The 14,442-nt window shown below is 33.2% G+C and carries 12 protein-coding genes; all 12 read left to right on the top strand.

The window, feature by feature from the left end:
• Positions 1-406 precede the first annotated feature (406 nt).
• The 12 genes from KKI44_RS06470 (at position 407) to KKI44_RS06415 (ending at position 14,307) form a co-directional block, all read left to right on the top strand.
• Positions 407-2,176, top strand: a complete 1,770-nt coding sequence (locus KKI44_RS06470; protein WP_214590368.1) for an aminopeptidase P family protein — start codon at positions 407-409, stop codon at positions 2,174-2,176.
• A gap of 265 nt (positions 2,177-2,441) precedes the next feature.
• Positions 2,442-3,008 (top strand): Crp/Fnr family transcriptional regulator, encoded by a 567-nt coding sequence (locus tag KKI44_RS06465; RefSeq protein WP_076394791.1) that lies wholly within the window; start codon positions 2,442-2,444, stop codon positions 3,006-3,008.
• 53 nt (positions 3,009-3,061) lie between these two features.
• Positions 3,062-4,087 carry a saccharopine dehydrogenase gene (locus KKI44_RS06460; protein ID WP_214590367.1) on the top strand — a complete coding sequence of 342 codons (1,026 nt, stop codon included), beginning with the start codon at positions 3,062-3,064 and terminating at the stop codon, positions 4,085-4,087.
• Positions 4,084-4,662 (top strand): NAD(P)H-dependent oxidoreductase, encoded by a 579-nt coding sequence (locus KKI44_RS06455; RefSeq protein ID WP_214590366.1) that lies wholly within the window; start codon positions 4,084-4,086, stop codon positions 4,660-4,662. Before KKI44_RS06460 ends, KKI44_RS06455 begins: the two co-directional genes overlap by 4 nt.
• A gap of 143 nt (positions 4,663-4,805) precedes the next feature.
• Entirely contained in the window at positions 4,806-6,191 is a 1,386-nt protein-coding gene (mnmE, locus tag KKI44_RS06450) for a tRNA uridine-5-carboxymethylaminomethyl(34) synthesis GTPase MnmE (RefSeq protein WP_214590365.1), read from the top strand.
• A 167-nt stretch (positions 6,192-6,358) separates the two neighbouring features.
• On the top strand, positions 6,359-7,498 hold the full coding sequence (locus KKI44_RS06445) for a site-specific integrase (protein ID WP_214590364.1): 1,140 nt from the start codon (positions 6,359-6,361) through the stop codon (positions 7,496-7,498).
• A 183-nt stretch (positions 7,499-7,681) separates the two neighbouring features.
• Entirely contained in the window at positions 7,682-7,966 is a 285-nt protein-coding gene (locus tag KKI44_RS06440; RefSeq protein ID WP_027374281.1) for a helix-turn-helix transcriptional regulator, read from the top strand.
• A 102-nt stretch (positions 7,967-8,068) separates the two neighbouring features.
• Positions 8,069-9,229 (top strand): virulence-associated E family protein, encoded by a 1,161-nt coding sequence (locus tag KKI44_RS06435; protein WP_214590363.1) that lies wholly within the window; start codon positions 8,069-8,071, stop codon positions 9,227-9,229.
• Positions 9,230-9,689: 460 nt separating this feature from the next.
• Complete coding sequence (locus tag KKI44_RS06430; RefSeq protein WP_214590362.1) at positions 9,690-10,571, top strand: toprim domain-containing protein; 882 nt, start codon at positions 9,690-9,692, stop codon at positions 10,569-10,571.
• Positions 10,568-11,206 (top strand): hypothetical protein, encoded by a 639-nt coding sequence (locus KKI44_RS06425; protein ID WP_214590361.1) that lies wholly within the window; start codon positions 10,568-10,570, stop codon positions 11,204-11,206. The genes KKI44_RS06430 and KKI44_RS06425 overlap by 4 nt, the downstream gene beginning before the upstream one ends.
• Positions 11,207-11,602: 396 nt before the next feature.
• A complete protein-coding gene (locus KKI44_RS06420) occupies positions 11,603-13,075 on the top strand; it encodes a caspase domain-containing protein (protein WP_214590360.1) in 1,473 nt (490 codons plus the stop codon).
• 110 nt (positions 13,076-13,185) lie between these two features.
• Positions 13,186-14,307 carry a hypothetical protein gene (locus KKI44_RS06415; protein WP_214590359.1) on the top strand — a complete coding sequence of 374 codons (1,122 nt, stop codon included), beginning with the start codon at positions 13,186-13,188 and terminating at the stop codon, positions 14,305-14,307.
• Positions 14,308-14,442: the final 135 nt, after the last annotated feature.

Here is a 14,442-nt window from a genome sequence, read left to right as displayed (position 1 = left end):
AGCAATAACCTTTCCAAAATGTTAAATTTTAACAACAATTGATTTTTGTGGTATCTAAATATTATCGTTTTCTTATCCGTAATTCGAAATTTCTGATTTTTTATCATCATTAAAAGGATTTTTTTTAGGAGCTTTTTCCGGCTTTCCGCACTCGCTGTTTCTTGATTTTTGGATTTGCGGCGGCGAAGCCGCCGCAAATCCAAAAATCAAGAAACGAGCTCAGACAAATGCTGCAATCCGGGCTAGGATGTTTACTGTTCCACAAATATTTGCCATTTCAGGAAATCAAGAATAACATGGAACAGAAAAACGTTCAATCATGCAGAAACGGTTTAAAAACAACAATAATTTCATCTTCAAAACTCAAAAAAATCGTAACTTCACCTCTTTAAAAAATTAAGATAAAATGACTTCAAAGGAAAAAGTAGCTGCGCTTCGTGAAGAAATGCAGAAAAATAATGTTGATGCATTTATAGTATATTCCGCAGATCCTCACATGAGCGAATATCTTCCGGAAGAATGGCAGGAGAGAGCATGGCTATCGGGATTTCTGGGTTCTGCAGGTTTTGTGGTAGTTACCAAAGATAAAGCGGGACTCTGGACAGACGGAAGATATTTTACACAGGCTCCGATCGAGCTGGCTGGTTCAGGAATCGATCTTTTCAAAGACGGAATGGAGGGAACACCTCATTATATCGACTGGATCATTTCCGAAATTCCTTCAAACGGGAAAGTAGCGGTAAATGCTTTGGCAACTTCTCACGCCAACTGGGAACTTTTAACACAGAAGTTAAGTGCAAAAAATATTACCCTTGAAGACCTTCCTTTACTGAAAGAAATCTGGAAAGACAGAGGAACGCCTTCTAAAAATCCGATATATGTACATCCTGTAGAAAGAGCAGGGAAATCCGTTGTGGATAAAATTGCTGCAATACGCCAGAAAATGGAAGATATTGAGGCAACGGTACATATCATTTCAAGCTTGGATGATGTAGCATGGACGCTGAATTTAAGAGGAAGCGATGTAGAAAGCAATCCTGTGTTTTTAGGCTATATCGTCATCACCAAAAACGATGCGAAATTATTCACAGATTTGGATAAACTTGAAGTAGAAGCCAGAAGACAACTGGACGAAGCATGGGTGAAAATGATGCCTTATGAAGAATTCTACAATTGCCTGAAAGAATTTAAAAACGAAAAAGTTCTCGTTTCTCCAAACAGCAACCAGTCGATTTTTGAAGCTTTGAAATCTGAAAACGATTTCATCAAAGCTCCGGTTCCTGGAAATCTGATGAAAGCCCAGAAAAACGAGACCGAACTTGAAGGTTTCAGAAAAGTAATGGTAAGAGATGGCGTTGCAATGGTGAAATTCTTGTACTGGCTGACTCACAACGCCGGAAAAGAAGCCATGAACGAATATTCTATTGGTGAAAAACTGAGAGGTTTCCGTGCAGAAGGAGAGAATTTCGTAGGCGAAAGTTTCGGAAGCATTGTTGGATACAAAGACAACGGAGCCATCATGCATTATTCTGCAAAAAGCGAAGGAAGCAAAGAAGTTACCAATGATGCAAGTATTCTGGTAGATTCCGGAGGTCAGTATCTTGAAGGGACGACCGATATTACTAGAACTTTAGCTTTAGGAGCGGTTTCTGAAGAATTCAAAAGAAATTCTACGTTGGTTTTACAGGGTTTGATCCGTCTTTCCATGGTGAAATTCCCGAAGGGAACAAGAGGGGTTCAGTTGGATGCGATTGCAAGACTTCCGCTTTGGATGGAAGGTAAAGATTACAACCACGGAACCGGACATGGAGTAGGAAGCTTTATGAACGTTCACGAAGGTCCGCAAAACATCAGAAAAGATATGAATCCGCAGGAATTATTGGTAGGAATGGTCTGCTCAAACGAACCGGGGTATTATCTTGAAGGAGAATACGGAATCCGTCATGAAAACCTGATTGCCGTAAAAGAATCTGAAACCACCATTCACGGTACTTTCTACGAATTTGAGACTTTAACATTTTGTCCGTTCTTTAAAGATACCATTGTGAAAGAAATTCTTTCTGAAGAAGAAATCAACTGGCTGAATGCTTATCACAAAACATGTGAAGACAAAATTGCGCCATATTTAGAAGGAGAAGTCAAAAACTGGTTCCTTGAACTGGTAAGTCCTTTGTAAAAAAAATAAACAGATTCAAAAACCGTCCTGCAAGTATTTGCAGGACGGTTTTTTTGTATTACCGTATTTTTACGGAGGTATTTTTAGGGTTTATCCTGAAAAATTAAAATGAAACTTAATTTATCTTTGTATCAACAAAAAGACATCATTCATATCTTCATATAGTAAATTCAAAGCAGGTAATCATCTCATTCCTTGAGGTGATTTTTTTATTTAAGACTGTATCTTTTGCTTACTTTTACCGGAAAATCATATTCAGTCTCAAATGGTAAAGGATTTCTTTCGCAGTTTCAATATATTTTCAGAACAGGAAATTGAAGAATTTTTAAGGCTTTTTGAAGTCCGGAAACTCAACAAAAACGAAATTTTTATAAGAGAAGGCGAAAAATGCAGAGAGATTGCATTTATAGAAACCGGCATTTTCCGTTCTTATTATATTTCCGACGAAGGAAAAGATATAACCTACTGCTTTAGATTTCCAAATGATCTTATGGCTTCTTACTCATCATTTATTTCCGGTACACCAAGTGTAGAGACAATGCAGGCGATTTCAGATGCCGATTTGTTGATTTTAAAGAAAGATAAAGTAGAAGAATTAGTTCAGATTCATCCGAATTGGATGAAATTTTTAAAGACAATCGCCGAACAGGAGTATCTCGAATTGGAAAAACGCTTTTTTCAGTTACAGAGAGATAATGCGACACAGAGATATTCTGTTTTACTAAACGATCAGCCGGAGTATATTCAGAATATTCCGTTGCAGTATCTGGCTTCTTATTTAGGAATTACACAAAGACATTTAAGCAGAATCAGAAAAGAAATTACTTTTTAGACATTTGTCCTACACCTTGAAGTACCGCCTTTATAGTTTTGTAAAAAAATTATATGAAGTCAAACATTTTAATTATTGGCGGAAACGGAACGGTCGGAAAAACCATCGCAAGAATTTTTGCATCAAGAAATCCGCAGGCTGCTATTTTCATCGGAGGCAGGAAACAGGGAAAGACGGACAATGATTTAATAATTGATGTTACCAAACCTCACACATTTCAAGTAATTATTGATAAAAAAATAGACGTGATCATACTTTCTGTGAATGATAAGGAAGATCATGTTCTCCGTTTTGCCATTGAAAACAAGATAGATTATCTGGATATTACGAAACCGACTCCGGATCTTGTGCAAGCCTATGATTTTGCTAAAAAACACACGATAAACAGCAGAATTGTTTTCAGCTCCGGCTGGATGGGTGGAATTGTAAGTGGATTAATCAACGAATTTTCTGATAGTATTGATGATATTGATGAAGCAAAGCTTTTCGTTTACTATTCTGTGAAGGATCTTGCGGGAGAAAGTTCGGCTCATTTTATGGCTGAAAATGTAGCTAAGCCTTTCTTTAAATATCAAAATAATAAACCGGTTTCTATCAAACATTTTCTGGATGCCGAACCATTCAGGTTTTCTTTCGGAATCGGAACAAGACAGGCTTATAATTTTGATGTTCCTGATTTATACATTTTAAATCAGATTGAAAAAATACCGAACGTAAGTGTTAAGATGACTTACAATTCAAAATTTATCACCTGGTTATTGGGAGCATTTCAAAAAATAAGACTGTACAATATTTTATCTTTAAAGGAAAGAAAAATGATTTTCGGCTCCAGCGGAAACGGCGATCAGTCGGTTTTCGAAATTGTTATTAAAACCCATGAAGGATCTAAGAAAATAAGTCTGCAAAGTACGAAAGGGCAGGCTGAATTAACAGCCTTATCCGCTGTTTTGCATGTAGAGCATTTGCTGAAAAATTCTTATGAAAACAAAATTTATTTTAGTCATCATTTATATCAGAATTCTTCATTATTCCAATCTCTCAATGCCTATGAAACCATTCATATAAAAATAACAGAATGAAAAAGATATTGATTATTAACGGTCATCCTAACAAAGATTCTTTCAATTTTGGGATAGCAAAAGCTTATCAGGACGGAGCTTTGCAGTCTGGAGCGGAAGTTAAGGAAATCGTTATTGCAGATTTAAATTTCAATCCGAATCTACAGTTTGGGTATCAGAAAAGAATGGAGCTGGAGCCTGATTTGGTGAAAGCCTGGGAAAAAATACAATGGGCGGATCATCTGGTCTGGATTCATCCGGTTTGGTGGGGAGGTTTACCGGCAATAACGAAGGGTTTTATCGACAGACTTTTTCTGCCTGGTTTTGCATTCAAATACAGAGAAAATTCTGTTTGGTGGGACAAACTGCTGAAAGGAGAAACGGCTCACATCATCACAACATTAGATCAGCCGGGTTTATATTATCGTTTTTTCTTTGGCAGACCGAGCGTGAATCAGCTTAGAAAATCTGTATTGGAATTTTGTGGAGTAAAGCCTGTAAATGTTACTTATATCGGAATTATTAAAACTTCGGATATAAAGCAGCGCAAGATATGGCTTGAACAAATAAGACTGTTAGCAAAAAAACAGAAGTGACGATTTTGAATATCGTTTTAGAACTAAATGAGGTACTTTTTGAAAATATTGCTTTGTATTTTAACTTGGAAAAAAGCAACCGAATATCATGACAATAGATAAAGGATATTTTTGTTTGCGGTTAAAAACCGTAAATTTGCAGCATGAATAACGATACCATTTGTGCGTTGGCAACTGCCAATGGAGTAGGTGCTTTAGGAATTATAAGAGTTTCGGGAGTTGAAGCTTTAGCTGTTGTGCAAAAGTCTTTTCCGGCGAAAAATTTGGCCAAACAGAAGTCTCACACCATTCATTACGGATATTTTATGGACGGGGAAGAAGCGATTGATGAAGTGATGCTTTCTATTTTTCTGGCTCCGAAAAGTTTTACCACGGAAAATTCTGTGGAAATAGCCTTTCATGGCTCTCCGCACATTGGGAAACGTATTCTTGAAACGCTGATTAAAAACGGCGCAAGAATGGCAAAAGCCGGAGAATTTACGCTTCGTGCTTTCATCAACGGAAGAATTGATCTTTCTCAGGCTGAGGCGATTGCCGATGTTATTGCGTCTGAAAATGAAGCTTCGAGGAAAGTGGCAATTAATCAGTTGAAAGGAGGAATTACGAACGAAATTTCTTTCCTGAGAACCGATTTGCTGAATTTTGTTTCATTGATTGAATTAGAGCTTGATTTTGCAGAAGAAGATGTAGAATTTGCAGACCGGTCGGCTTTGGTTGAGCTTTTAAATAAGATCGAAATAAAGTTAAATTCCCTTATTGAAAGTTTCCGGTACGGAAATGCCATCAAAAACGGAACTGCGGTTGCCATTATCGGAAAACCGAATGCCGGAAAATCTACCCTTTTAAATGCTTTGCTAAAGGAAGAAAGAGCGATTGTAAGCAACATCGCCGGAACAACGAGAGACACGATAGAGGAGATTCTTCATATAAAAGGTCATGCTTTCCGATTAATTGATACGGCAGGATTGCGTGAAACAATGGATGAAATTGAAGCAATTGGTGTGAAAAAAGCCAAAGAAAAAGTAGAAAATGCCAATATACTGGTTTATTTAGCCGATGCTGCAACAGAAGATTTTTCCGAAGACATTGAAATGATCCAGTCTCTGCAAAGAGATGATCTGAAACTGATTATTTGTGCAACAAAAATTGATGAGGTTTTTCCTGTAACATATGAAAAAGTTGAAGATATTTTCAGAAATGCAATATCTCAGGAATTTGATTTTATTAAAATTTCTGCTGTTGAAAATCAGAATATTCAGGATCTTAAAAATGAATTGTCTTCTTACGTAGAACAGTTAAAAGCTTCTGAAAACAATGTTGTGATTACCAATCAGCGCCATTTTGAAGCACTACAGAAATCTTTGGAAGCCGTACAAAAAGTAAAAGAAGCAATTACTTTCCAAATTTCCACCGAGCTTTTAGCTTACGAATTACGAAACGCACTGGAACATCTTGGTGAAATTTCGGGCGAAGTCACAAATGATGAGGTTTTGGGGAATATTTTTTCGAAGTTTTGTATCGGGAAATAATTTAGCTTTTCTTTGTTTTCTTTTTATTTCTTTTGTTTGATTATCAATCATTTATAAAAATTTTATTTTCTCTTTTTGGAGTTTATTTATATATTTGTACTACTTCTGTACCACTTCGGACTATCAAAATAGTGAAAAGTAGTACAAAGTAGTACAAATCCAAAGTTATGAAAATATCACTTAGTCAAAGAAAATTGAAAGATGGAAGAATCAGTCTGTCGATTGAGTTTTATCGTGGTTCCGAAATTACTGAAGACGGAAAAAGGAAACATCTGAGGACTTTCGAAAATCTAGATTCTTATTTAATTTCAGATCCAAAAACAGCAAAGGAGAAAAAGGAAAATAAAGAAGCTTTAGAATTTGCAGAAAACGTACTTGCAATTAGAAAGGCTGAATATGCGCAAGGGAGATTTGAATTAAAAAACACTGCAAAATCCAAAAGAATATTTCTAAATTATTTTGCTGAACTGACAGAAGAAAAGCAAAAGCAAGATACTTCTAATAATTATGGTAACTGGTTTTCTACGCTGCAACATCTCAAAAAGATTGTTCCAAAAAATATGACATTCGAAGAAATTGATGAAAGCTTCGTCAAGAAAGTTCACCGATATTTTGAAAAAGATGCTCTTACTAAAAGTGAGCTGCCACTTTCTCAAAACTCAAAATATTCATATTTCAACAAGTTTAAAGCTGCTCTACGGAGTGCTTTCGATAATGGATATTTGACGATTAATTATGCATCAAAAGTCAAATCCTTCGAACAAGCTGAAAGCCAAAGAGAATATCTGATTTTTGATGAATTGCAACGTTTAGCAAAAGCGGAATGCAAATACCCGGTTTTGAAAAAAGCATTTCTTTTTTCGTGTTTATCAGGACTACGTTGGTCGGATATTAATACTTTGACCTGGAAAGAAGTTCGTGATGAAGGTGATGTTTCCAGAGTCAATTTCCGACAAGAAAAAACTGAGGGTGTAGAATATCTTTATATTTCAAAACAAGCCAGAGAATTGCTGGGCGAAAGACAAGATCCGCAGGAAAGAGTTTTCAAAGGATTGAAATATGGAATGACCTACAATAGTGAAATTATTCGCTGGTGCAATCGTGCTGCCGTTCCTAAGCATATTACTTTTCACTCAGCCAGACATACGAACGCCGTTCTTTTGTTAGAAAACGGTGCAGATATTTACACGGTTTCCAAAAGACTGGGACATCGGGAATTAAGAACAACACAGATTTACGCAAAAATTGTGGATAGCAAAATGAAAGAAGCTGCTGAGATTATTCCGGAATTAAATATCGAGTTATGAAAATCCGTTTTCTATTTTTAAACTCAATGAAAATCGCTATTTAATCCAGATTAATCTTTTTTAATCTTTTGACAGATAAAATCAATCCAGAGTAGTCTTATTTAGCCCACAAGCTACTGATAATCTTTTATTTATGGTTATTATTGTTGACTTTTGTTTCGTTAAATCAATTAAAAGAAACACATGGAAAATAATGAAATCATCATTCATAAGCTCAACCGAATTGAAAAGCATATTTTCGGACTAAAAGCAATTCTAAATGTAGAAGAGCTTTCAGATTATACAGGATTTAAGAAATCCTATATCTACAAATTGGTTCATACCAACTCTATCCCATTTTCAAAACCTTCCGGAAAAATTCTATTCTTTGAACGAAAAAAGATTGACGAATGGCTGTTGAAAAACAGTCATAAATCAAATGACGAGATCCAACAAGAAGCAATAGAATTTTCTTTACGCAAAAAATAAAACCTAACTACTGCCATAGTTAGGTTTAAATGTTTGTTTTACTGGGAGTAAAGAGCAAATATAAAAATTATTTGCGACTCCTTCCAAAATCAAGAATGCTTTATGGAAGAGAATAAAATTCTGTATCAAATCGAGACAGAAACGAAAACCATATTCGACAGAGCGATTAATTACTTGAATTCAAAATATTCAATTAGATTCAATACAATCTCTCTTGAGCTTGAAATTAAACTTGTTTCGGATAAAAAATGGTCAGCACTCAATTTAAATTCTTTATTTATAGAACTTGTCAGATCCGGAATTGATATTCCGATTAGTAAATTGGAGATTCTGGTCAGAAGTCATTTAATCCAGCAGTACAATCCGATTCGAGAATATTTCGAAAAATTGGAAAATTGGGACAACGATAACCATATCAGTAAGCTTTGCAGTTATGTAAAGACGACCGATGATAAATCCTTCCAAAAATATTTCGAGAAGTGGATAACCAGGACTGTAATTTGTGCGTTGAAGCCTGGCTACATCAACAAACAGTGTTTTGTTCTGTTCAATACTAAGCAAAATAGTGGAAAGACAAGTTTTCTGCGATTTCTCATTCCTGCAAATCTTGAACAATATTATACAGAAGACATTGGTGTTGATAAGGACGGCTTAATTTCTTTATGCAAAAACCTTCTGGTCAATATTGATGAGCTTTCGGTAATGTCAAAAACGGATGTCAATATTCTTAAGTCTTTCATTTCAAAAAATACCGTCAATGCACGTTTGCCTTACGATCGCAAATCATCATTGATGCACAGGACGGCTTCATTTTGTGGTTCTACTAACCGGTCGGATTTTTTAACTGATGAAACCGGAAGTGTATGTTGGCAGATTTTTGAAGTTTTGGAGATTGATTTCGATTATTCAAAGGAAATCAATATTGAAAAAGTTTGGTCACAGGCATACTATAATGCTTTTGAAAGAAAAAATTACAATCCGGAACTCACCGCTGAAGATATCCAGGAAAATGAAAATCGGAATGAAAAATTCAAACAAGTATCCCTGGAACAGGAAATTATCCTTAGTCATTTCGAAAAATCCAAACTACAAAGTGAATTTTTGACGCCTTCGGACATTATGCTTGCGATGAACAATGCGCTTGGTGTACGGCTGAACATCATAAAAATTGGTAAAGCCTTGACCGCAATGAACTACGAAAGAATAAAACATCCCAAAAGACAAGTCTATGGATATTTGATTCGAAGAAAAATTGACGAATGATATAATCTAAAATTACTTACCTCTTACCTGAAAACTTCGGAAACCATCATTTACAAAAAGTTTACGATAAGGTAACTGAATAAAATTAAGCTTACCTCTTACCTGAAAACTTCGGAAACCATCATTTACAAAAAGTTTACGATAAGGTAACTGAATAAAATTAAGCTTACCTCTTACCTGAAAACTTCGGAAACCATCATTTACAAAAAGTTTACGATAAGGTAACTGAATAAAATTAAGCTTACCTCTTACCTGAAAACTTCGGAAACTATCATTTACAAAAAGTTTACGATAAGGTAACTGAATAAATTAAGCTTACCTAATTACCTGAAATAAATGAAGGTAACCAAGTAATAAAAGGTAGGACGTAAAATCCGTAGAAATTTCGATGAATAAAGGCATAGGTAATAAGGTAGGCGAATTAAAAAAACTTTATAAACAAAACACAAAAATACAATTTATGAACTGTAAACAATTCAACAGCATATCGTTGGAAGAAGTCCTGCTTTCTCTCGGACACCTTCCTACGAAACAAAATGAAAAAGAAGCCTGGTATCTTAACCCCTTTGCCAGCGAATCGCAGGCCTCTTTTAAAATTAATAAAAGCCTAAACTATTGGTATCTCTTTTCAGAAGGAATTGGTGGAAATAACACAGACTTTATGAAGAAATACCTGAATACTTCCATTAATGGAGTTTTGAACTGGGCAGACAGCCAAAATTTTTCTTCTTTTCAAAATCAAAATGTTCCCTATCAGAAATTTGAGAATCTTCCTAAAACGTATGAGATAATAGAAATAAAAAATGTTCAGCATCCGGCACTTCTGGAATATTTGAATGAAAGAAAAGTGCAAAGCCAAGCCGAATATTTAAATGAAATTCATTACCGAATGAATGACAAAAACTATTTCGGAATTGGTTTTAAAAACGATTCTGATGTTTATGAAATTCGCAATAAATATTCAAAAATATGCCTGGGTAAAAAAGATATTTCAACAATCAAAAACGGTTCCGATTCCCTTCGGATTTTTGAGGGCTTTTTCGACTTTCTTTCTTTTAAAACTATAGAAAATCAATTGGCAAAAGGACCGTCTGATTATCTCATTTTGAACTCTGTTTCTATGATTCAAAATATTAAAAATTCACTTGGAAAATATGATAAAGTAGAGCTTTATTTTGATAATGATGAAGCAGGAAATCGCGCTGTAGAAATCATTCGCAATGAAACAAACAATCCAGAAGATTGCCGGGTTCTGTATTCAGATTTCAAGGACTTGAATGAATATCTTATTAAGAAAACCGAAGAAGTTCAAAAACAATATAAATCTGTATTTAAGAGATGAGAAATTCAAAAACTTTTGCTGTGAACTTATTTGAGAAAATGTTTGATTTAAATTCGAAAAATAAAATCGGCGCAAATACTATAGCTGTTTTTACTTTCATCCTCTACAAATGTGAAGATCCACGAAAAGAAATTGTTTTATCAGACTATCAAATGGCAAGAGAGCTTGGTCTTTCCAGGCAAACGGTCATCACTGCAAAAAATAAGCTCAAACTTTTAGGACTTTTAGATTACAATAGAAATCCGGGTTTTCCAAATCGTTTTATTTTAAATGGAAACCCAATGCTAAAAGTAACACCAAAAACCTATGAAATAATACATAAGCCGATTGATGGATTAAAAACCATTGTGGAATCGGAAAATAATACCAAAAGTTTATTTTCAAAATATCCAAACTTAGAACAGTTTATGGATTTTGCAAAAACTTTAAAAGACTATTCAGAAAAGCTGGATGATTTACTGATTCAAAAATTTCAAAAATGGGAGCAAGCAGATTGGGAAAATTCAATTGGAAGACCTATTTTGAATTGGCAAGCTACTCTCGAAAAAAATATGAATACGCTTGATGTTTCACACTTTAATGGAAACTCTTCGTTATCTAATCTTCCAAAAATTAAAAGACCGAAACTAGATTAAAATCAACTACTCCGACTGGTCTAAGTTAAGGTAGACTAAATAAAATTTCTGACTTATGAAAACTCTATAGCAAGATGTGTCTTTGTATATACAAAATTTTCATTTTGTACCTCCAAAGACTCTCTTGCCTTTTCTGCGAAAAGGGTGAAAAAACTTCGGAACTCGTTTTTTTTTCTTTGGGAATCTTTTTTTTAAGGTTGAAAATCCAAAAATTTTAAATCGATTGAGAGGATTGATAGTGAAGAGAAAAAGTATTCAATTAATAATCAGATCATCAAAATAAATTTTATATTAGTGGTGGTAATAGCTTTACTAAAGTTAAATAAATCAGATTGACTCAGTACGTAAATTTGGAACTTAGTGGCAAGATTACCATAAACTATACATTAAATTATCATGACACAAGAAAGAAGATTTGCAATTATTATAGGTATTAATGATTATGAAATTAATCCCCTTGATTTCTGCGTAAATGATGCAAATGCTGTTGCAAAAAAATTAGAAGAAAAATGTTTATTTAAAAATGAGGATATATTTTTAATAACAAGTGACGAAGTAAAAACTACAAAAGATATAACTGGGCATTTTGAAAATTCATTAAAACAAATAGGAAATAATTTAATACCAACTAAAGACTCAATATTTTTCTTTTTTGCTGGTCATGGGAAATATCAATTTGAAAATTCAGGATTACAGTTTCATGATAGTTTTACACAAATCTCTGATGTCTTTGACAAAATAAATGAATTAAAACCTAAACATCAATGTTACGTCATAGATGCTTGCGAGTCAGGAGGTAAAGTTTTAACAAGAAGTACTGCAAATCAAAATTTTATAGATAGATATATTGCAAAAAGTTTTGGGACTTTGTTTATGTATGCATCTACAGAAGATGAAACAGCTAGAGAAATTTCAGATATAAAGCACGGGTTATTTACTTATTATTTCATTAAAGCTATAGACAATGATAAGATTTACGATGAAGGAATTCTTACTCCAAATAGAATACAAGAATATATAGCTAAAGAAACACTTAAGGAAAGTGATTTTAAGCAGACACCGGTTATTGAAAGTAGAACAGTTGGATATTATCCATTTGCCTATAATAATGAGGGAAGGGAGAATCTTAGAAATAGTAAAGAATTAATTAATGATGTTAAAACGAAAAAAGAAAAGATTAATAAATTTGAATATTTCCCTGAAATTCCAAGTGACATAAGAACAAAAACTTTTGATGAACTCAAACTTACATTTGAATCTGAATTTCAAAAATGGATTGGCGAATTTCAAGCTAAAGGGTATGATATAAAAATAGGTGACAACTTTAATATTTACAATGAGTCTATTGCAGATAGATTAACTGACAGTATAGTAAAAAAAAGTATTAGTGAGAAAGTTATCTCTATCAATAATGTTTTTAGTTCAGAACGTGAAATTATTAAGCCGGATCCAGTATCATCAGTATTTAGTACCTTAAGTATGCTTGATGCTATGTTTAAAAAGAAAGAACCCGAATATATTTATCGTAATTATATTAATTGGCAAACTAAAAATATCATTTGTAAATCAATATTTTTTGATTCACAAGAAGTCACTAAAGTTTCATTTGGAATAACGTTAATTATGTATCAAGCTATTTACGGGGCTGGGTTAGCAAAATCATCCTTTTATTTAGATTACAATGGCTATTCCAATAACACAATAAATGGTCCATTTACTAAGATAGAAGCCTTTAAATTCAATAACGAAATGTTTACAAAAATTTCAAATAGTATTTTAGATGAATTAAATTACTTTGAAAGAATGGTTTATACTTGGAATGAAAACAGAATGCAATCTATAAATGACTTTGATAGGAAAAGTAAATAAGTTTTATCATTGACAATAGTAAATGGCTTTTGCTTTATGTATTGCTAATTTAAGACTTTTCACTTCAATTTCCGCCACTATCGCCAACCTAAAAATGTTCTGGAAATATTATGAAAACCATAAACTATATATCACATATGCTTGAAGATAATACTGAGGAAATAAAATCTTTAGTATTGTATTTTGACCAAATAAACATTATCGAACAAAGACATCTTCATATTGTAGCGCCCACCAATGCTAAACCTGACAAAAATGGAAAGGTCAAAGCTCAAGTAATTTCGACAAATGATTTTACTGATGAAAAGTTTTTATTACACTTAAAAGAGTTCGAAAAAAATAAAAATATAAAGTATCAAATTGATATAGATAGTATTGGACAAAGTCCAGAAAAAGGAATCAGCTCAGTAAGCAGCGACATGCAAATAAATGACCTTGTACTGTTTCATTCAGAACTCGTAGGAAAAAAGCAAAATGAAAAGAAAATTTTAGACGATAAAGGCAGAGTTGTATTAAGTTATGATTTACAACTGAATAAAGAATCTTCAATACTTTCAGAAAAATTTTTCAACAAAACTAACAATGTAAACCAGTTATTATCTTATTATGCTCGAGTTTTTAAAACGTTTGTTAACTATTATGAACAAGGAAAAAATGTTTTTACTTCTAGTAAATATGTTAACGATCTTTTTAAAGAAATAAACAAGACCGACAGATTTAAAAATGCTCAAATTGCATTTAAAAACGAATTCAACATTACACCTACATTTGCTCTTGAGGCTATTAAATTGGGTGTCCCTAATTTGGGGAAATTTCCGCCTGAAGAAATCTTAAAATTTAAAGAAAATTCAAAAGATGAATTATCAGAGTTTCAATCAAAAATGGAAAATTTAACTTTCGATTTACTAAATAATTATGATTATAATTATATTAACACGAATGCGCAAAAGATTGCAGATTTAAAAATTCGACCTCTAATTGAAAATATAAATCATACATTAAATAATTCTAAATATAAAGTTATTCAAGAATTAATCAAAGAAGCAAAAGACCCAAAATCCTACTCTCCTCTTTTACTAACTTTTTCTGACCAAATATCAAATTCTATGATCCTACTAATTAGTGCTGGTTTGATTAGTTTAAACGTTGGACTTGAACAATACTCTAGAATTAAAGAAGCAAAAAAAGATGGTATTTATTATTTATATAAGATGAACAAATACTTCGCCTAACAGTAGTTTTGCGAAATTTGGCCTTCTATTTAACAATTTTCTTCTTTTCTGCATTAGTTTGTTCTATTTTCTTACCTGTCTTTAATGAAAAAAAAGAAGCCCACGCCGTTGTATATACTATTGAGTATTTAGTGA

It is taken from the genome of Chryseobacterium sp. ZHDP1, assembly GCF_018603435.1.
Taxonomy (GTDB): Bacteria; Bacteroidota; Bacteroidia; order Flavobacteriales; family Weeksellaceae; genus Chryseobacterium; species Chryseobacterium indicum.
This window is presented reverse-complemented; position numbering and strand designations above follow the sequence as displayed.